The sequence below is a fragment of the Burkholderia sp. SRS-25 genome (assembly GCF_004343765.1).
GTDB lineage: Bacteria > Pseudomonadota > Gammaproteobacteria > Burkholderiales > Burkholderiaceae > Burkholderia > Burkholderia contaminans.
This window is the reverse complement of record NZ_PTXM01000004.1, coordinates 22,387-40,969: the sequence shown is the minus strand read 5'-3', so window position 1 is coordinate 40,969 and position 18,583 is coordinate 22,387. Positions and strand designations below refer to the sequence as shown.

17 protein-coding genes are annotated in these 18,583 nt (G+C 67.8%); 12 read left to right on the top strand and 5 right to left on the bottom strand.

The window, feature by feature from the left end; genetic code table 11:
* Positions 1–3 precede the first annotated feature (3 nt).
* The 7 genes from C5O79_RS04795 to C5O79_RS04765 all read left to right on the top strand — a co-directional run bounded on the left by C5O79_RS04795 (position 4) and on the right by C5O79_RS04765 (position 6,895).
* Positions 4–846 (top strand): hypothetical protein, encoded by an 843-nt coding sequence (locus C5O79_RS04795; protein ID WP_047851223.1) that lies wholly within the window; start codon positions 4–6, stop codon positions 844–846.
* On the top strand, positions 843–2,054 hold the full coding sequence (locus C5O79_RS04790) for an acyl-CoA dehydrogenase family protein (RefSeq protein ID WP_046546159.1): 1,212 nt from the start codon (positions 843–845) through the stop codon (positions 2,052–2,054). The genes C5O79_RS04795 and C5O79_RS04790 overlap by 4 nt, the downstream gene beginning before the upstream one ends.
* 135 nt (positions 2,055–2,189) lie before the next feature.
* Positions 2,190–3,398, top strand: a complete 1,209-nt coding sequence (gene zigA / locus C5O79_RS04785; RefSeq protein ID WP_174242152.1) for a zinc metallochaperone GTPase ZigA — start codon at positions 2,190–2,192, stop codon at positions 3,396–3,398.
* 58 nt (positions 3,399–3,456) lie between these two features.
* Entirely contained in the window at positions 3,457–4,383 is a 927-nt protein-coding gene (gene folE2, locus C5O79_RS04780; RefSeq protein WP_174242151.1) for a GTP cyclohydrolase FolE2, read from the top strand.
* Entirely contained in the window at positions 4,377–4,955 is a 579-nt protein-coding gene (locus C5O79_RS04775) for a 6-carboxytetrahydropterin synthase (protein ID WP_047851220.1), read from the top strand. The genes folE2 and C5O79_RS04775 overlap by 7 nt, the downstream gene beginning before the upstream one ends.
* Positions 4,955–5,515 (top strand): carbonate dehydratase, encoded by a 561-nt coding sequence (locus tag C5O79_RS04770; RefSeq protein ID WP_046546155.1) that lies wholly within the window; start codon positions 4,955–4,957, stop codon positions 5,513–5,515. The genes C5O79_RS04775 and C5O79_RS04770 overlap by 1 nt, the downstream gene beginning before the upstream one ends.
* Before the next feature lie 3 nt (positions 5,516–5,518).
* Positions 5,519–6,895 (top strand): dihydroorotase, encoded by a 1,377-nt coding sequence (locus C5O79_RS04765; protein WP_047851219.1) that lies wholly within the window; start codon positions 5,519–5,521, stop codon positions 6,893–6,895.
* Here the strand turns inward: C5O79_RS04765 and C5O79_RS04760 are convergent.
* Positions 6,892–7,356 (bottom strand): Lrp/AsnC family transcriptional regulator, encoded by a 465-nt coding sequence (locus tag C5O79_RS04760; protein WP_046546153.1) that lies wholly within the window; start codon positions 7,354–7,356, stop codon positions 6,892–6,894. The two genes, C5O79_RS04765 and C5O79_RS04760, sit on opposite strands and share 4 nt — an antisense overlap.
* A 154-nt stretch (positions 7,357–7,510) precedes the next feature.
* Between C5O79_RS04760 and C5O79_RS04755 the strand changes: the two genes are divergently transcribed.
* On the top strand, positions 7,511–8,140 hold the full coding sequence (locus C5O79_RS04755; protein WP_047851218.1) for a LysE family translocator: 630 nt from the start codon (positions 7,511–7,513) through the stop codon (positions 8,138–8,140).
* A gap of 99 nt (positions 8,141–8,239) precedes the next feature.
* Here C5O79_RS04755 and C5O79_RS04750 read toward each other — a convergent pair whose 3' ends face one another.
* Entirely contained in the window at positions 8,240–9,967 is a 1,728-nt protein-coding gene (locus C5O79_RS04750) for a YadA family autotransporter adhesin (protein ID WP_131931212.1), read from the bottom strand.
* A gap of 416 nt (positions 9,968–10,383) precedes the next feature.
* A complete protein-coding gene (locus tag C5O79_RS04745) occupies positions 10,384–11,232 on the bottom strand; it encodes a helix-turn-helix transcriptional regulator (RefSeq protein ID WP_046546151.1) in 849 nt (282 codons plus the stop codon).
* A 196-nt stretch (positions 11,233–11,428) separates the two neighbouring features.
* Between C5O79_RS04745 and C5O79_RS04740 the strand changes: the two genes are divergently transcribed.
* A complete protein-coding gene (locus tag C5O79_RS04740; RefSeq protein WP_039367830.1) occupies positions 11,429–12,391 on the top strand; it encodes a DUF2167 domain-containing protein in 963 nt (320 codons plus the stop codon).
* On the top strand, positions 12,388–13,113 hold the full coding sequence (locus C5O79_RS04735; RefSeq protein ID WP_046546150.1) for a site-2 protease family protein: 726 nt from the start codon (positions 12,388–12,390) through the stop codon (positions 13,111–13,113). Before C5O79_RS04740 ends, C5O79_RS04735 begins: the two co-directional genes overlap by 4 nt.
* A 78-nt stretch (positions 13,114–13,191) precedes the next feature.
* Here the strand turns inward: C5O79_RS04735 and C5O79_RS04730 are convergent, their stop codons facing one another.
* Positions 13,192–14,571 carry an MFS transporter gene (locus C5O79_RS04730; RefSeq protein ID WP_046546149.1) on the bottom strand — a complete coding sequence of 460 codons (1,380 nt, stop codon included), beginning with the start codon at positions 14,569–14,571 and terminating at the stop codon, positions 13,192–13,194.
* Between the two features lie 247 nt (positions 14,572–14,818).
* Here C5O79_RS04730 and C5O79_RS04725 point away from each other — a divergent pair, with 247 nt between their 5' ends.
* Together C5O79_RS04725 and C5O79_RS04715 are read left to right on the top strand one after the other, a co-directional pair.
* Positions 14,819–16,396: an aldehyde dehydrogenase (NADP(+)) gene (locus C5O79_RS04725; protein ID WP_122476887.1), complete on the top strand. Its 1,578-nt coding sequence runs from the start codon at positions 14,819–14,821 to the stop codon at positions 16,394–16,396.
* 451 nt (positions 16,397–16,847) lie between these two features.
* On the top strand, positions 16,848–17,399 hold the full coding sequence (locus tag C5O79_RS04715; RefSeq protein ID WP_122476884.1) for a hypothetical protein: 552 nt from the start codon (positions 16,848–16,850) through the stop codon (positions 17,397–17,399).
* Between the two features lie 137 nt (positions 17,400–17,536).
* Here C5O79_RS04715 and kdgD read toward each other — a convergent pair whose 3' ends face one another.
* A complete protein-coding gene (gene kdgD, locus C5O79_RS04710) occupies positions 17,537–18,451 on the bottom strand; it encodes a 5-dehydro-4-deoxyglucarate dehydratase (protein ID WP_046546147.1) in 915 nt (304 codons plus the stop codon).
* Positions 18,452–18,583: the final 132 nt, after the last annotated feature.

Genomic DNA, 18,583 nt, shown 5'->3' with positions numbered 1-18,583 from the left:
CCTATGACCTTGCCCATCGGCGCGCCGCGCGAATGGAACGGACAATTCGAGGAAGCGCTGTTTCTCGACGTGGCGCGACGCCATCGTCCCGATTTTCCGGCGAAGCTTGTCGAGCCGCCGCGTGAGCCGCTTGACGCGGAAGAACGTGCCGCCGTCGCCGATTACTACACGAAGATGGCGTCGCACGACCTGTTCATCGTGCAGGTCGTCGCGAAAGCGATCGACACGCTGTTCCGCGACGATCCGCATTTCCAGCTGATCCTGTCGCGCCAGCTCGGCGACGACGGCGCGCACGCGGTGATCGGCCGCGAACGCGTGACCGAACTGACGGGGAGCGATCCGCTGCCGGAAGTCGACCGGCTCGTCGCCGCGCACTGGGCGCGCATCGGCGACATCGCGGTGCGCGACGTCGCGGGCTTTCTCGCGTTCGAGTGGCATTACGAGCTGCATATCCTCGCGAAGCTGTGGATCCAGCGCAAGACCGGCCGCATCGGCGATTCCGCGATGCGCGAGCACGGCGAGAACCGGATCCGGCCGGACGAGGAATGGCATCGCGTGCAGATCGTCCAGTGGTGGTTCGACACGCTGCAGGCGCTGCCGGCCGCGGAGCGCGACGCGCTGATCGATCGCGTGATCGCGGCCGACGAGGAAACCCAGGCGCGGCTCGACGGCTACCTGCACGACGAGTACGCGCATACCGCGCTGGTGTTCGGCGCGGATATCGCCGAATATCGTGCGATCTACGACGACTGGCGGCGCGAGATCCTGTCGCGGCTGACCGGCCGCCGGCTCGGCGCGCTCGTCCCGCTGTCGGGTGAAACCGTTGAACAGGAAGCTGTCGCATGAACGATCCACGCGGCCCGGCGACCCTCGCGCCGGATACCGATACACCGGCTGTCGACCGCGCCGCGCTGGCGCGTGCGATCGACGCGCTGCGCGTGACCGCCGCCGCGCGCGACCGCGCGGGCGGTCACGCGGCGCAGGAGAAGCAGTGGCTCGCCGATGCGGGCTTGCTGACGCTTGCGGTACCACGCGCGTTCGGCGGGCAGGAAGCCGCATGGCCGGCGATCTACGATGCGATCCGGCAGATCGCGCGCGTCGACAGCGCGCTCGCGCATCTCGTCGGGTTCCAGTGCCTGCAGGTGGTGAGCGTCGACGTGTGGGGCAACGCCGCGCAGCGCGAGCGTTACCTGCGCGGCACGGTCGAGCAGCAATGGTGGTGGGGCAATGCGGTCAATCCGCTCGACACGCGGCTCGTGGCCACGGCGACGCCCGACGGCGGCTACCGGCTCGATGGCGTGAAGGGCTTCTGTTCGGGCACGCGCGGCTCGCAGCGGATGACGGTGTCCGCGCACGATCCGGACACCGGCCGCACCGTGTTCGGCGTGGTGCCGACCGATCGCGCGGGGATCACGGTCAACGAAGACTGGGATCCGATCGGCCAGCGCCAGACCGACAGCGGCAGCGTGCGCTTCGACGGCGTGACGCTCGCGCCGGACGAGGTGCTGCACCGTTCGGAGTCGCCGCCGACGCCGCGCGCGACGCTGCGCACGCTCGTGTCGCAACTGGTGCTGACCAACCTGTTCGTCGGGCTCGCGGAAGGCGCGCTGGCGGAAGCGCGCGACTACGTGCTGAAGCATGGACGCCCGTGGATCCAGTCGGAGGTCGCGCAGGCGAGCGACGATCCGTACACGCTGCAGCGCTTCGGCGACATGCGGGTGCGGGCCATCGCCGCGGCGGCGCTGGCCGATCGCGCGGCCGCCGCGTTGCAGCGTGCGTGGGCGCGGCAGGATGCGCTGACGGCGGACGAGCGCGCCGAGGTGGCGCTCGCGGTATCGGAGGCGAAGATCGTCGCGCAGCGCGCGGCGCTCGAGAACGGCGAGGCGCTGTTCGACGCCTGCGGCGCACGCGCGACGGCCGCGTCGCTCGGCCTCGACCGCTTCTGGCGGAACGCGCGCACGCATACGCTGCACGACCCGCTCGACTACCGGCTGCGCGACGTGGGCCGGTTTGCACTGGCCGGGGAATGGCCGCCGGCGTCGCTCTATACCTGAAGGACCGACACCGGAGCGGGCGCGGCCCGCTCCGGACAAAAACCGACCGGCCTGCTGGACGTCTGAAATGATATGTTATATCGTTGCGATACAACATATCATTCTCTCTTCAACGTCTTCGACCGGAATTGCCCGATGAGCCCCGCACTTCCCCCGTCCACGCGGCTTCCCGTGACCGTCCTGTCCGGCTTCCTCGGCGCCGGCAAGACGACGCTGCTCAACCACATTCTCAACAATCGCGAGGGCCGGCGTGTCGCGGTCATCGTCAACGACATGTCCGAGGTGAACATCGACGCCGCGCTCGTGCGCGACGGCGGCGCGGGGCTGTCGCGCACCGACGAGAAGCTGGTCGAGATGAGCAACGGCTGCATCTGCTGCACGCTGCGCGAGGATCTGCTCATCGAGGTCGACCGGCTCGCGCGCGAGGGGCGGTTCGACCAGCTCGTGATCGAATCGACCGGCATCTCGGAGCCGCTGCCGGTAGCCGAGACGTTCACGTTCGAAGGCGAGGACGGCCGCAGCCTCGGCGAAGTCGCGCGGCTCGACACGATGGTGACGGTGGTCGATGCGTTCAATTTCCTGCGCGACTACGCGTCGCGCGACAGCCTGCAGTCGCGCGGCGAATCGATGGGCGAGGAGGACGCGCGCACGGTGGTCGATCTGCTGATCGACCAGATCGAGTTCTGCGACGTGATCGTGATCAACAAGATCGACCTGATCGACGCAAACGCGCGCGAGCGGCTGGTCGCGCTGCTGCGCGGCTTGAATCCGCGCGCACGGATCGAGATCGCCGAATTCGGCAAGGTGCCGCTCGAGCGCGTGCTCGACACCGGCCTGTTCGACTTCGACGCGGCATCGCGCGCGCCGGGCTGGCTGCAGGAGATGCGCGGCACGCACACGCCCGAGACCGACGCGTACGGCATCCGCAGCTTCGTGTATCGCGCGCGTCGGCCGTTCCATCCGCAGCGTTTCTTCGATCTCGTCGAAGGCGAATGGCCGGGCGTCGTGCGCTCGAAGGGGTTCTTCTGGCTCGCCACGCACCCGACCGTCGCCGGTTCGTGGTCGCAGGCCGGCGCGGTCGCGCGGCACGGGCCGGCCGGCTACTGGTGGGCGGCCATGCCGCCCGAGCGCTGGCCGCAGGACCAGGAAGCGGTCGCGCAGATCCGCGCGCGCTGGGACGAGCACGTCGGCGATGCACGACAGGAACTCGTGCTGATCGGCATGGACATGGACGAGCCCGCGCTGCGCGCGCGCTTCGACGCGTGTCTGCTGACCGACGCCGAGATGGCCACCGGCCCCGAACACTGGACCACGTGGGACAACCCGTTTCGCGACTGGCCCTGACCCGAACGCGCTTCCTGCATCGATCCGGATGGAGAAGGCGCTCCACCGGATTCCGAGCATGAACGCACCCCTTCCCGATATTTCCCTGACTGATGCCGCGCCGGGCGGCCGCCCGCTCGAATGGGTCGGCATGCAGGGCATCGACCTGCCCGTTGCGGTGGCCGAGCCCGGCTGCCGGCGCGACGTGCATGCGCGCGCCGACGTGCAGGTCGATCTGCCCGCGCCGCACGTGAAGGGCATCCACATGTCGCGGCTGTACCGGCTGCTCGACGGGCTCGGCGACGGCGCGGCACTGTCGCCGGCCGGCCTGCAGCGTGTGCTGCATGCGATGGTCGACAGCCATCGCGACTGCGACACGCACCGTGCGCGGCTACGGCTGCGCTTCGACTTGCTCGCACGCCGCGCCGCGCTGGTGACGGACGGGCTGGCCGGATGGAAAGGCTATCCGGTCCGGATCGACGCGGCGCTGACCGGCTCCCGGTTCGAACTGCGCGCGCAGGTGACGGTCGCCTATTCGTCGACGTGCCCGTGCTCCGCGGCGCTGTCGCGGCACTGGGTCGAGCAGGCGTTCCTCGCGGCGTTCGGCCGCGACGATCGCGTGGCGCCGGCGGCGGTCGCCGCGTGGCTGAAACGGCACGCGACGGCGGCCACGCCGCACAGCCAGCGCAGCGAAGCCGTCGTCAGCGTGGCGCTGCCTGCCGATCGCGCGACGCTGGGGCTGATCGACCTGATCGATCGTATCGAGCACGCGCTCGGCACGCCGGTGCAGACGGCCGTCAAGCGTGCGGACGAGCAGGCGTTCGCGGTGCTGAACGGCGGGAACCTGATGTTCGTCGAGGATGCCGCCCGCCGCGTCCGGGACGCGCTGGATGACCTCGGCCACGATGCGGCCCCGCACGTGCACGTGCGCCATCTGGAAAGCCTGCATCCGCACGACGCGGTGGCTTGGGCCGCGCCGGTGCGCGAAGGCGCCGACGCATGCTGATCCGCAAATTGTTCCGCTTCGAGAACGCGCACGTCGTGCGCGGTTGCAGCACGCGGCGCTGCTCGCATTCGATCCACGGCCATTCGTACCGCGTCGAGCTGCTGCTGGAAGCACACGCGCTGGATCGCGGGCAGATGATCTACGACTTCGGGCTGCTCAAGGGCGACGTGCGCGACCTGGTCGACGCGTTCGATCACGCAGTGACGTTGTGGTCGGATGATGACCCATGCTACGTCGAGAGCATGCGCCGGCATTCCGAGCGCTGGGTGCTGCTGCCCGTGTCGCCGAGCGCCGAGCAGTTCTCGCGTGTGTTCTTTCGCCTCGTCGATGCGGTGCTGTCCAGCACCCGCATGACGAACGGCGAAGCCGAGGTTCGGCTGCATTCGATCATCGTTCACGAAACCGATACCGGTTACGCGCAGTGCTTTCGCGACGATGCGTTCAACCCGCGCATGGGCCGCATCGACCTGGATGCGATCGTGTTCGCGCCGGCCATCGCCGGACAGTGGCGCGATCCGGGCCTGTTCGAGCGGATCAAGCGCGGCCGCCCCATTTCAAGGCAGGAATCCTGATGATCAGAAAGAACCCGCGCGGCGACCTGCCGCAGATTCACCCGAGCGCCTTCGTCGATCCGACCGCCATTCTGTGCGGGCTCGTGATCGTCGAGGAGAACGTGTTCATCGGCCCGTACGCGGTGATCCGCGCCGACGAAACGGATGCCGGCGGCCGGATCGCACCGATCGTGATCGGCGCGCATTCGAACATCCAGGACGGCGTGGTGATCCATTCGAAGTCGGGCGCGAGCGTCTCCATCGGCCGGCACACGTCGATCGCGCATCGCGCGATCGTCCACGGGCCGTGCAAGGTCGGTAACGGTGTGTTCGTCGGCTTCAACAGCGTGCTGTTCAACTGCACGATCGACGACGGCTGCGTGGTGCGCTACAACGCGGTCGTCGACGGCTGCCACCTGCCGCCGGGTTTCTACGTGCGCTCGACCGAGCGCATCGGGCCGGAAACCGATCTCGCCGCGTTGCCGCAGGTGACGGCCGACGCGAGCGATTTCTCCGAGGACGTCGCACGCACGAACAATGCGCTGGTGCTGGGCTACAAGCACATCCAGAACGAGTTCTGAGTCATGGACGAGCGCATCCGACGGGAAGCGGGCGTGAGCGACGCGCTGCAGCGACGCCACGCCGACCTGCTCGTGCACGGCGGCACGGCGATGACACCCAACGGGGCCGAGCGGATCGACATCGCGTGCGTGGACGGCCGTGTCGTCGCGCTGGGCGCGTTGCACGGCACGTGGAGCGCCGACGTCCTGCTGGATGCCGGCGGCCTGCACGTGTTGCCGGGCGTCGTCGACAGCCAGGTGCATTTCCGCGAACCGGGCCTCACGCACAAGGAGACCCTCGAGGCCGGCACGCGCGGCGCGGTGCTCGGCGGCGTCACGACGATCTTCGAGATGCCCAACACGCATCCGCTGACGCTGACCGCGCAGGATCTGCAGGCCAAGCTGGATCTCGCGCGCGGCCGTGCGTGGTGCGACTACGCGTTCTATATCGGCGGCTCGGCCGCGAACGCCGAACGGCTGCCGGTACTTGAAAACCTGCCGGGCTGCGCGGGCGTGAAGGTCTTCATGGGCAGTTCGTTCGGCGATCTGCTGGCCGATGACGAAGCCGTGTTGCGCCGGATCGTGCGCAACGGGCGGCGGCGCATGGCCGTGCACGCGGAGGACGAGGCGCGGCTGCGCGAACGCCGGGCGCTGGTGGAAGCGAGCGGCGACGTGCGTGATCATCCTCGCTGGCGCGACGAGGAAAGCGCGCTGGCGGCGACGCGGCGCATCGTCGGGCTGGCTGCCGAGACGGGCCGCCGGCTGCATGTGCTGCACGTGTCCACCGCCGCGGAAATGGCGTTCCTCGCGCGGCACCGGCATCGCGTGACCGTCGAGGTCACGCCGCATCACCTGAGCCTGCACGCGCCCGATTGCTACGCGCGGCTCGGCACGTTCGCGCAGATGAATCCGCCGGTGCGCGAGCGGCATCATCAGGACGCGCTGTGGCAGGCCGTTCGCGACGGCGTGGTCGACGTGATCGGCAGCGATCACGCGCCGCATACGCGTGATGAAAAGCGCAGGCCATATCCGCAGTCGCCGAGCGGGATGACCGGCGTGCAGACACTCCTGCCGCTCATGCTCGATCACGTGCAGGCGGGCCGCCTGAGCCTCGCGCGGCTGGTCGATCTGACCAGCGCCGGGCCGGCGCGCATCTTCGGCATCGCGGGGAAAGGGCGCATTGCGGCGGGCTACGACGCCGATTTCAGCATCGTCGACTTGCAGGCGCGCAGCGTTATCCGGGATGAGTGGATTGCCAGCGTGAGTGGCTGGACGCCTTACGACGGGTGCGCGGTGACCGGCTGGCCCGTGCATACGGTCGTGCGCGGGCACGTCGTGGTGCGTGAGGGTGCGCTGAACGGGAAGCCCGAGGGGCAGGCCGTGACGTTTCTGGATGCCTAGATCGGCAGGCGAACCGTCTGCTTGATGCGCTTCAGCGGAATCTCGGTTTCGACGTTGCGAACGCCTTCGATCTGTGTGAGCGTCTCCATCTGGAAGCGCTGGTAGTCGTCGAGATCGCGGGCGATCACGCGCAGCAGATAGTCGTAGCTGCCGGCCATCAGGTGGCATTCGAGTACTTCGGGCGCTTGCTCCATCTCGCGTGCGAAGTGTTCGACCGTCTTCTTGTCCTGGCGCTCCAGCGTGACGCGCACGAACGCGGTGAATCGCAGGTCGACGGCAGCCGGGTTCAAGAGCGCGACATACGCATCGATCACGCCTTGCTCCTCGAGCAGATGAACGCGGCGCAGGCATGGCGTGGCCGACAGCCCGGCCTGTTGCGCGAGCTCGGCATTCGTCTGGTTCGAATTCCGTTGCAATGCACGCAGAATGCGCCGGTCGATCGCGTCCAGTTTGATTGGCATTTTTAACTACCAGGGGCGTGAAAACTAGAGAGTAGCTCCAAATCGCCGTTTTAAAGTAGCCAAATACGCATCCAATCTCCACGGAAGGGCGCCGATAATCTGACGCCCGGCCGGGCGATTCGCGTCCGTCGGCTATCCCTTCAGGAACTCTCCCATGTCGCATCTATCCTGGCTGCCATTCATCGCCACGTCGCTTCTGATCATCGTCACGCCGGGTCAGGACATGGTTCTCGTGATGTCGCGCACGCTGTCCGGCGGCACGCGCGCGGGTCTCGTGACGGCAGCGGGCGTCAGCGTCGGGCTGCTCGTTCATACGATGCTCGCGACGCTCGGTCTGGGCGCGCTTCTTCAGGCATCCGAATGGCTGTTCACGGCGCTGAAGGTGATCGGTGCGCTATATTTGCTGTACCTCGGCATCGCGTTGCTGCGAACGTCGGGCGAACTGGCGCTCGCGAGCAGCCGCGACGGCGCGCAGGCATCGCGGCTGCGCACGTTCGCGCAAGGCGCGCTGTCCAACGTGTCGAACCCCAAGGTCGCGCTCTTCTATCTGGCGTTCCTGCCGCAATTCGTGCCGGCGGGCACCGCGCATCCGATGCTGTCGCTGTTTGTGCTGGGTGCGACGTTTGCCGGCCTGACGTTTCTCGTCAAGGGGCCGGTCGCATTGTTCGCAGGCCTGCTGTCTGCATCGATCCGCCGCAATCCGCGCATCCTGACGCGCATGCATCGCGTCAGCGGGGTGGTGCTGCTGGGGCTCGGCGTGAAGCTGGCGCTCGAGCGTCGTTGATCGCGGTCACCTCGTACGCGAGCCGTCGGCGCGATCGCGCCGACGGCTCGCTTCCCGGCGTCGAGACAAAGCCGTTCGACGCTTCACGGCCAACGTCGATTACCAGCGATAGCCGACACCCGCGCCCGCGCCGAACGAGCCGTGGCCCGACACGGCCGTCGTCATCGAACCCTTCACAAGCCATTTCGTCGTCGCGAAGGACAGGCCGACCGCCATCGCGCTTTGACCGCCGTACGTGCCGCCGCCGAGCGCGACGACCTTTTCGCCAGGCAGCACGGCTTGCGGCATGTTGGCCATCGCGATCGCGCTCGCGGTGCCCGCATCCGCGTCCTTGCGGTACTTCGACATTTCCTCGCGGACCGAGTTGATCGCGCCGTTCAGCTGGCGCACGTTCACGCCGTCCGTCGGCGCCGTTCCGTCGGCCACGTTGGTCAGCTGGCGCTCCGCGCCCGGTGCACCGATCGACACCGTGTTGTCGCGCGACGCGACCGAATTGGCGCCCAGTGCGACCGCATTGTTTGCCGGTACCTGGCTGTTCGCGCCGATTGCCGTCGAATTGTTGCCGGAGACATTCGAGCCGGTGCCGGTCGCCGTGCCGTTCGTCCCCGTGACTTTCGAGTTCGTCCCGGTCGCCGTGCCGTTCGCTGCAGTGACGTTCGCGTTCGAGCCGATAGCCGTGCCGTTGTTGCCCGACACATTCGCACCATTGCCGTACGCCGTGCCGTTCGTCGCGCTGACCGACGTGTTCTTGCCGATCGCGGTGCCCGTGCTGTCCGCCACCGTGCCGCTCGGGACGCTCGACGAAATCTTGCCGACGGTGTTCGTCAGCGTGGCCAGATTGTTCGTCAGCGTGGACACCTGGCTGGCGATCGAGAAGAGCTGCGAGCCGTTGACCGCGTCCGTGCTGGTCGCGCTGATGGCGCCGGCCGCGACGTTGACGATCTGGCGCTCGGCGCCGACGCTGCCCACGCTGACCACGCCGACCGGCGTACCCGCGAAACCGCTGTAGCCGACGCCGTTCAGCGTCACGCTGCTGACGGTGGTCGCCGCACGCGTGGCCGAGTTCGCGCCCAGCGCCACGGAATTCGCGTTGGCCGCGTTCGCCCCTTCGCCGATCGCGACCGCATTCACTGCAGATGCCGTTGCACGGGCGATCGCGACGCTGCCGGTCGCGGACGCCGAGCTGTCGACACCGAGCGCGACCGCATCGGCTGCGCCGGCGTTGGCCTGGAAGCCGAGCGCCGTGCCGCCGGCCGCGCTGCTGCCTTTGCCGATCGCCGTCGAGAACGTCGTGCTGGCGCTGGCGCCCTGGCCGACTGCCGTCGACTGATCCACGGCGAACGCGCCCTGACCGAATGCGGATGCCGTTGCGCCGTTCGCGACGGCGCCGTTACCGACTGCCGTCGCCTGGGTACCGACCGCGCTCGCGACTGCCCCCATCGCCGTCGCCTGGTCGCCGGTTGCGACGGCATTGCCGCCGACAGCCGTTGCGAGCGCGCCGGTCGCGGCCGCCATGCGGCCGATCGCGACGGTTTCGCTGTAGGCGCCGGTCGACGAGCCCGAATTCGCGGCGGCCGCCGTACCGATCGCCACGTTGTCGCAGCCCGTTGCCGTGGCCGGATAAGTGCTGCTTCCAGAGATGGCGATGTTACCGACACAGCCGCCCGACGATTCGGTCGACGTCCCGTTCTGCACGTAGTCGGCCCGCGCCGGCGCGGAAGCCGCGAAGGCGACGACCGCTGCACTGACGGCGATGGCCAGCGCCGCTTTCGACTTTGCCGGCGCGCGCTGCGCCGGGTTCCCCAACCCTCGTTGATTCTTGTTCATGTTCTTCCTAGGCTCGATATAAAAATTGTGTTGCGGCTAGCGTGTCCTTCTCACGATTTCCCGATCGCATTGCATGGACGCGTTCTTGGCCGAAGCCCTTGTTCGAGTACGATCCGATTGAAAAGATGTACTAAACAAATTTGACATTCGACGGAATGAATCCGAGGGGGAAACGGCGCAGGTGCGGCTGCCTGGCTCGACGTGTTCCGGCACGCTCGCGCGCTTCGGATCGGCAACCTGAGATGCGACGACGCATTCTGATCGGCCGCGCCGGCGCCCAGGTTTGCCGTGGCGGTCGATCTCTATGTTTCAGGGGAAATTCAGCTGGGGAAATGCGCGGACTACCGGCATGGCAGTGGTCGGCGCGGAAGCCGGCGTTCGCGTGCCGGCTTCCGTCAAGCTGGGTGGCGCACGCGCTATTGTGCCGGCAGCGCGTCCGCCAGCGCCCGCATTGCCTCTACCGTCTCAGGGTTCGCCGGAAAGAACGCCTCGATCGCGAGTTCCGACAGCGTCACGTCGACCGGCGTACCGAACACGGTCGTCGTGCTGAAGAACGTCAGTTCGCCGGCGGCCGTGCGCAGCCGCAGCGGCACGGCGATATCCGCGAAGTCGGCGCGTGCATGCGTGTCGTCGGGCTGGCCGGCCGGCGCCGGATACGCGGCGAGTTCGTCACGCAGCGTGTGCAGCGTGCGGTCGCCGCTCGCATCGATCTGCCGCTGCAACCGATGCAGGATGTGCGTGCGCCATTCGTGCCAGTTGACGATCTGCGACGCGAGCCCGTCCGGATGCAGGCTCAGCCGCAGCACGTTGACGGGCGGCTGCAGCAGCGCCGGGTCGGCCTGCGCGACCAGCGCGCCGAGCATCCGGTTCGCGGCGAGCAGCGTCCAATGGCGGTCCACGGCGAGCGCCGGGTAGGGCTCGTGGCCGCGCAGCACGGCTTCGACCGCATGGCGTGCGGCATCCAGTTGCGGATCCGAAAACGGCCGTTCGCGAAACAGCGGCGCGAAGCCGGCCGCGACGAGCAGCGCATTGCGCTCGCGCAGCGGCACGTCGAGACGCTCGGCGAGATGCAGCACCATCTCGCGGCTCGGCTGCGCGCGGCCCGATTCGACGAAGCTCAGGTGGCGCGCGGAGACTTCCGCGTCGAGCGCGAGCGCCATCTGGCTGAGGCGCCGGCGTTGCCGCCACGTGCGCAGCAGCGGGCCGATGCCGGGCGTACGGCCGGCGGACGGGGAGGGCGAATGAAGGGCGGCGGTCGGGTTCATGGTGCTGATGATAGGCAATCCCGCGCACCCTGGACATTACCTGTGACGTAAGCATCTCGCCGTTCCCCGGGCGTGTCGCCGCGCTGCGTTACCATAGCCCCCGTGCCAACTGAGAGACGACGCCGGACCCGCGATTGAATGCGCCTGGGCCGGTGCCGTGCATATTTACGACAAGGCATTCCAGGGGAATCCAACAATGAAAAAACTTGCCGTCCGGCTCGCCTGCGTGGCGACGCTTGCATTCGCCGCGACCACCGGCCACGCGCAGACCGAAGCTGCGCAGGTGGAAATGAGGGCCGCCGCCGCGGCCGCCAACGACGCGGTCGTGAAGGGCCCGACCGACATCGACGTGAAACACGAAGCCGTGCTGAAGCTGAAAGCCGGCGAATCGTTCGTGCCGGCCGCCGAAGCCGGCCGCTACCTGCGCTCGATGGGCAACTCGATCGACGAATCCAGGCTGGTCGGCCTCGTGCTGCCCGACGATCCCGATGCCGACTGGATCTCGGTCGTGTCGTTCGAGCCGAGCGGCTATATCCGCGACGACGACGCGAAGGACTGGAAGCCCGACGAGCTGCTGAAGAGCCTGCAGTCCGGCACCGAGGAAGACAACCCGGGGCGCAAGGAGCGCGGCCTGCCGGAAACCGAGGTGGTTGGCTGGGCGAAGGCGCCCGCATACGACGCGGCCACGCACCGGCTCGTGTGGTCCGCGATCATCCGCGACAAGGGCGCGGCACCGAACGCCGAGAACGACGGCGTGAACTACCGGACGCTCGTGCTCGGCCGTGACGGCTACCTGTCGCTGACGATGGCGTCGACGCTCGCCGATCTGCCGAAATACAAGGCGTCGGCCGACGAGTTGCTGTCGAACATCAGCTTCAACGACGGCAAGCGCTACGCCGATTTCAACAAGTCGACCGACCATGTCGCCGAGTACGGCCTCGCGGCGCTGATCGTCGGCGTCGGCGCGAAGAAGCTCGGCCTGCTCGCGCTGATCGGCGCGTTCGCGGTGAAGTTCTTCAAGATCGGCGCGGTCGCGCTGCTGGCCGGCGGCGCGGCGCTGAAGCGCTTCTTCGGGCGCAAGCCGAAGGCGGCTGCGGTGCCGGCCGTCGCCGATGCATCCGGCGTATCCGACGTGTCCGGCACGGAGCGCAAGGAATGACGAAGCTGTTGCTGCTGATCTTCGGCGGCCTCAAGCTCGGCAAGGTGCTCGTGTCGGCGGGCACCATGCTGGCGTCGATCGCGGTTTACGCGCTGTTCTACGGCTGGCGGTTCGCGGCCGGTTTCGTGGCGCTGCTGCTGGTGCACGAGGCCGGCCACTACATCGCCGCGCAGCGGCGCGGGCTCGACGTCGGGCTGCCGACCTTCATCCCGTTCGTCGGCGCGTGGATCCAGCTGAAGGAGATGCCGCACGACGCGGAAACCGAGGCGTACGTCGGGCTCGCCGGGCCGTTCGTCGGCACGCTCGGCGCGCTGGCCTGCTACGCGGCCGCGCGCCACTACGACAGCAACCTGCTGCTCGCGCTGTCGTACACGGGCTTCTTCCTGAACCTGTTCAACATGATTCCGCTGTCGCCGTTCGACGGCGGGCGGATCACCGCGGTGCTGTCGCCGCGCATCTGGTTCGCGGGCGTGCCGGTGCTGATCGCGCTGTTCGTGTATCGCCCGAGCCCGTTGCTGATCGTGATGGCGATCCTCGCGCTGCCGCAACTGAAGCGTGCGTGGCGCTACGATCCCGACGCGCCGGAGAACCGCGTGTACTACGCGACGTCGATCGAGACGAAGACGACGTACGCGCTCTGCTACGTGGGCCTGCTCGCATTCCTCGCGCTGATGACGTCCGGCGTGCACGACATGCTGCGCGTCGCACATTCGTCGGTCTGACAGCGGGTACCTGAGGTCGAATGCAACATCGGCGGCCGTTTTCATGCGGCCGCCGTTGTCTTGTCTTGAAGCCGAACGTCAGGCGTCGCGATGACGCAGTTCGACGCGCCTGATGTCCTTCACGATCACGAGATAGCTGAACACGGTGACGAGCGCGTTCAGCCCGACGAACACGAGTGCGCCGTTGAACGAGCCGCTCGCGCCGACCAGGTAGCCGATCGCGATCGGCGCGACGATGCCGGCCGTGTTGCCGAACATGTTGAACAGGCTGCCCGACAGGCCGATCGCTTCCTTCGGCGCGGTATCCGCGACGACGGCCCAGCCCAGCGAGCCGATCCCCTTGCCGAAGAACGACACGGCCATCAGCACGATCACCAGCACTTCGCTGTCGACGTAGTTGCAGCCGATGATGACCATCGACAGCGCCATCCCGCCGACGATCGGGATCTTGCGCGCGAGCGTCAGCGACACGCCGCGGCGGATCAGCCCGTCCGACAGCATCCCGCCGAGCACGCCGCCGAGAAACCCGCAGATCGCGGGCAGCGACGTCATGAAGCCGGCCTTCAGCAGCGACATTCCGCGCGCCTGCACGAGATAGATCGGGAACCACGTGAGGAAGAAGTACGTGAGCACGTTCACGCAGTACTGGCCGAGGTATACGCCGATCAGCATCCGGTTCGACAGCAACTGGCGCACGTAGTACCAGCCGGCCACGCGGCTGCCTTCCGCGCGCGCGCCATTGCTGCTGCGTGCCGCGGTGCGCACGAGGCCGCCGCCTTGCTCGATGTGCTCGAGTTCCGCGCGGTTCACGGCCGGATGATCGGCCGGATCCTTCATGACCCGCAGCCACAGGAACGCGAGCGCGATGCCCGCGAGGCCGAGCCACAGGTACACCTGGTGCCAGCCATACGCATGCGTGAGCCACGCCATCAGCGGCGAGAACACCACGGCCGCGAAGTACTGCGCGGCGTTGAAGATGGCCGACGCGGTGCCGCGTTCGGCGGTCGGGAACCAGCTCGCGACGACCTTCGCGTTCGCCGGAAACGCGGGCGCTTCGGCGATACCGACCGCGAAGCGCATCGCGAACAGCGCGGCGACTGCGAACGCGGCGCTGCCACCGAGGCCGATCGTGCTTTGCAGCAGCGTGAACGCCGACCACAGGAAGATGCTGGCCGCATACACGCGCCGCGCGCCGAAGCGGTCGAGCAGCCAGCCGCTCGGCAGCTGCGCGAGCACGTACGCCCAGCTGAACGCCGAGAAGATGTAACCCATCGTCACCGGATCGATGCCGAACGCCTTGCGGATCGGCGTGCCGGTGATCGACAGCGTTGCGCGGTCCGCATAGTTGAGCGTTGTGACGACGAACAGCATCGCCAGGATCCAGTAGCGCACGGCGGTCCGGCGCGCGGCGCGCGCGAGGTCGAGCGGAAGATCGCGAGGGGAGGTCTGGTTGCTCACTTTAAATGTACGTCGTCGTATGACATGGCCAAAAGTGTATTGAGAATGCTCGAATTCAGAAACCTCGGGTTTTCCCTCGAAGATCGGCATCACAGTGTGGGAGAGTCATGATTCTCTGGCTCGGCAAGGCCTTAGGATGTATCGTCGACGCCTTCACAGGTGGCGAGAATGACGCTGCGTCGTCGGCAGACATCGTATCTGTTGAGCTACAATGAACGATCAATTCCCGAACCACGGAGCACACCCCATGCAACTGACTGGAGAGATGCTGATCGGCGCCGAAGCGGTCGCCGGCTCGGCCGGTACCTTGTACGCGTTCGACCCGTCGAAGGGCGCGCCGATCGACGCGCCGGCCTTCGGCGTCGCGGCGCAGGCCGACGTCGAGCGCGCATGCGAACTCGCGCGCGATGCGTTCGACGCGTACCGCGCGCAGCCGCTCGCGGCCCGCGCGGCGTTTCTCGAAGCGATCGCGGATGAAATCGTCGCGCTCGGCGACGCGCTGATCGAGCGTGCGCATGCCGAAACGGGCCTGCCCGTCGCGCGGCTGCAGGGCGAGCGCGGCCGCACCGTCGGCCAGCTCCGGCTGTTCGCGCGCGTCGTGCGTGACGGGCGCTTCCTCGCCTCGTCGATCGATCCCGCGCAGCCGGCGCGCACGCCGCTGCCGCGTTCGGACCTGCGGCTGCAGAAAGTCGGGCTCGGGCCCGTCGTCGTGTTCGGTGCGAGCAACTTTCCGCTCGCGTTCTCGGTGGCCGGCGGCGATACGGCGTCGGCGCTCGCGGCCGGCTGTCCGGTGATCGTGAAGGCGCACGAGGCGCATCTCGGCACGTCCGAGCTGGTCGGCCGCGCGATCCGCGCCGCTGTCGCCAAAACCGGGATGCCGGCCGGTGTGTTCTCGCTGCTGGTCGGCCCCGGCCGCGTGATCGGTGGGGCGCTCGTCAGCCATCCGGCGGTCCAGGCGGTCGGCTTCACCGGGTCGCGGCAGGGCGGCATGGCGCTCGTGCAGATCGCGAACGCGCGCCCGCAGCCGATTCCCGTCTACGCGGAAATGAGCAGCATCAACCCCGTCGTGCTGTTCCCGGCGGCGCTTGCCGCGCGCGGCGACGCGATCGCGACGGGCTTCGTCGATTCGCTGACGCTCGGCGTCGGCCAGTTCTGTACCAACCCGGGCCTCGTGCTCGCGATCGACGGCCCCGATCTCGACCGCTTCGAAACCGTCGCCGCGCAGGCGCTCGCGAAGAAGCCGGCTGGCGTGATGCTCACACAGGGCATCGCCGATGCGTATCGCAACGGCCGCGGCAAGCTGGCCGAACTGCCGGGCGTGCGCGAAATCGGCGCGGGCGAGGCGGCGCAGACCAATTGCCAGGCCGGCGGCGCGCTGTATGCAGTCGGTGCGCAGGCGTTCCTCGCCGAGCCGGCGTTCAGCCATGAGGTGTTCGGGCCGGCGTCGCTGATCGTGCGTTGTCGCGATCTCGACGAAGTCGCGCGCGTGCTCGAAGCACTCGAAGGCCAGCTGACGGCCACGCTGCAGATGGATGCCGACGACAAGCCGCTCGCGCGCCGGCTGCTGCCGGTCCTCGAACGCAAGGCCGGCCGCCTGCTGGTCAACGGCTACCCGACCGGCGTCGAGGTGTGTGACGCGATGGTGCACGGCGGGCCGTTCCCGGCCACGTCGAACCCGGCCGTCACGTCGGTCGGCGCGACGGCGATCGAGCGCTTCCTGCGGCCGGTGTGCTACCAGGATTTCCCGGACGATCTGCTGCCGGAAGGGTTGCAGGAAAGCAATCCGCTCGCGATTCCGCGGCTGCGGGACGGGAAGGCGGAGTGATGACGCACCTCGATTGAGGGAGCGATCGGCTGCGACCGGTGAGCCTGAGAGCGCGCCGGTCGCCAAAAACGAAAAGGCGGGAGTGGCCAATGAGCCGCTTCCGCCTTTTTGCATGGCAGGTTTGCGTGGTGTCGATCTTGCAGCGTCAGTGGGCGGGATGCGCGGCGAGCCCCAGGCGGTCTGCTGCGCCCGGCAGGCGCCGGTTGCGCGTCCACAGCTTGCTTCCACCGGTCAGTCGGACCGAAGCGAGGAGGTGCGCATTCGTGCCGAAGCGGCATGGAGGGTCCGGTGTCCGGGGCGAGCGCCGTTGCCGCCGTGTGGGCAAAAGCGGTCGTTGATCTCGCCGGCTTTCCCGCCGCCCGCTTTTCTCCTACAGTACCGGAGCCCCGGGTCGACCGACCCGCGGGCGAAACCTGAGAGATCCAGAAAAAGACCAAGAGGGAACGGCATCATGAACATCAACAAACGTGGCGACCACCTGTTCGCGGCCGGATTGTGGAAAGCGATCGGCGACGTCGCGAAATCCGTGCGAACGCAGATCGGCCAGTACAGCGAAGGACGCGTGCTCGCGAATGCGCTGCTGGAATTCCAGCGTGACCTGGGCGGCAGCGAATTCGACATCACGATCAACCAGGGGCGGCTCGTCACGGGCTCCGACGCGCATTCGCTTGTGTTCGGTCAAGCCGTACGCCGTTTCCGGCAGGACATGGAGGCGCTGGTGTTCGCGCTCCAGTACCGGCGCGGTATCGATGAACGCGATCCGGGCCTGCGTACCGAAGCGTTGATGCAGGCGAACAGCCAACTCGCGACCGCGAAGCAGTCGGCGACGATCACGGTCGGCCGGTTCTTCGACGCGGTCGTTGACCGCGACGTACTCGGGCAGATCCTTGGCGGCGAATCGAATTCGCGCGCGCGATCGGGTGCGCAGGACCAGATCGAGGCGACACGCGTCAAGCTGGGGAACGTGCGTTACCGGATCGTCGGGGTCATCGCGCAGATGTGACGGCGGCGACACGCATCGCGGCGGATGCGTGCGTCATCGCGGAAAGCGCGCAAAAGGTCACGGCCGGCGAATGCCGGCCGCGATGCAGAACTGGCGGCGCGGCGCCAATGAAGGCGTGCGCCGACGACGAACGCCGCTTATTGCGGGCCCATCTTCTTGATCAGCACGTCGAGCTCCGCCGCTTCTTCGTCGGTGAGGTCGACGAGCGGCGCACGCACCGGGCCTGCGTCATGGCCGACGAGCTTCGCGCCCGCCTTCACGATGCTGACCGCATAGCCCGCGCGGCGATTGCGGATCTTCAGGTACGGCAGGAAGAATTCGTCGATCAGGCGGCCGACCGTGGCGTGGTCGTCCTTCGCGATCGCTTCGTAGAACGCCATCGCCGTCTTCGGGATGAAGTTGAACACGGCCGACGAATACACCGGCACGCCGAGCGCCTTGTACGCGGCCGCATAGACTTCGGCCGTCGGCAGGCCGCCGAGGTAGGCGAAACGGTCGCCGAGGCGGCGGCGGATCGTCACCATGCTTTCGATTTCGCCCACGCCGTCCTTGAAGCCGATCAGGTTCGGGCAACGATCGGCGAGGCGCTCGAGCATGTCGGCGTTCAGCTTCGAATTCGCGCGGTTGTACACCACCACGCCGATCTTCAGCGCACGGCACACCTGCTCGACGTGGTCGGCGATCCCTTCCTGGCTGGCTTCGGTCAGGTAATGCGGCATCAGCAGCACACCGCTCGCGCCGAGGCGCTCGGCCTCCTGCGCATATTCGATCGCGACGCGCGTCGCGCCGCCCGCGCCGGCGAGGATCGGCACCTTGCCCTTGCAGGTTTCCGTCGCGACACGGATCACGTCCGAATACTCGCGCTGCGTGAGCGAGAAGAATTCACCGGTGCCGCCGGCCGCGAACAGCGCACTCGCACCGTACGGCGCGAGCCATTCCAGGCGCTCGGCGTAGGTGGTCGGGCGGAAGCTGCCGTCGGTGTCGAAGTCCGTCAGCGGAAACGACAGCAGGCCGTGGGAAATGATCTGTTTGAGTTCTTGCGGTGAGGTCATGGTTGGGTCGTCCGTCTAGCGCGAGTGCTGGGTTCGTCGGGAACGGCATACGAGCCACATTGGCGATGTCGTTGTATGTCATCGTACAACGAGGGGAGATGTGACGCAAGCGGTTTGCCGGTCGATAAATAG

Bases quoted from the DNA above. Each gene is read 5' to 3' on its own strand.
- C5O79_RS04795 (WP_047851223.1), top strand. From the start codon at position 4: ATGACCTTGCCCATCGGCGCGCCGCGCGAATGGAACGGACAATTCGAG.
- C5O79_RS04790 (WP_046546159.1), top strand. From the start codon at position 843: ATGAACGATCCACGCGGCCCGGCGACCCTCGCGCCGGATACCGATACA.
- zigA (WP_174242152.1), top strand. From the start codon at position 2,190: ATGAGCCCCGCACTTCCCCCGTCCACGCGGCTTCCCGTGACCGTCCTG.
- folE2 (WP_174242151.1), top strand. From the start codon at position 3,457: ATGAACGCACCCCTTCCCGATATTTCCCTGACTGATGCCGCGCCGGGC.
- C5O79_RS04775 (WP_047851220.1), top strand. From the start codon at position 4,377: ATGCTGATCCGCAAATTGTTCCGCTTCGAGAACGCGCACGTCGTGCGC.
- C5O79_RS04770 (WP_046546155.1), top strand. From the start codon at position 4,955: ATGATCAGAAAGAACCCGCGCGGCGACCTGCCGCAGATTCACCCGAGC.
- C5O79_RS04765 (WP_047851219.1), top strand. From the start codon at position 5,519: ATGGACGAGCGCATCCGACGGGAAGCGGGCGTGAGCGACGCGCTGCAG.
- C5O79_RS04760 (WP_046546153.1), bottom strand. From the start codon at position 7,356: ATGCCAATCAAACTGGACGCGATCGACCGGCGCATTCTGCGTGCATTG.
- C5O79_RS04755 (WP_047851218.1), top strand. From the start codon at position 7,511: ATGTCGCATCTATCCTGGCTGCCATTCATCGCCACGTCGCTTCTGATC.
- C5O79_RS04750 (WP_131931212.1), bottom strand. From the start codon at position 9,967: ATGAACAAGAATCAACGAGGGTTGGGGAACCCGGCGCAGCGCGCGCCG.
- C5O79_RS04745 (WP_046546151.1), bottom strand. From the start codon at position 11,232: ATGAACCCGACCGCCGCCCTTCATTCGCCCTCCCCGTCCGCCGGCCGT.
- C5O79_RS04740 (WP_039367830.1), top strand. From the start codon at position 11,429: ATGAAAAAACTTGCCGTCCGGCTCGCCTGCGTGGCGACGCTTGCATTC.
- C5O79_RS04735 (WP_046546150.1), top strand. From the start codon at position 12,388: ATGACGAAGCTGTTGCTGCTGATCTTCGGCGGCCTCAAGCTCGGCAAG.
- C5O79_RS04725 (WP_122476887.1), top strand. From the start codon at position 14,819: ATGCAACTGACTGGAGAGATGCTGATCGGCGCCGAAGCGGTCGCCGGC.
- C5O79_RS04715 (WP_122476884.1), top strand. From the start codon at position 16,848: ATGAACATCAACAAACGTGGCGACCACCTGTTCGCGGCCGGATTGTGG.
- kdgD (WP_046546147.1), bottom strand. From the start codon at position 18,451: ATGACCTCACCGCAAGAACTCAAACAGATCATTTCCCACGGCCTGCTG.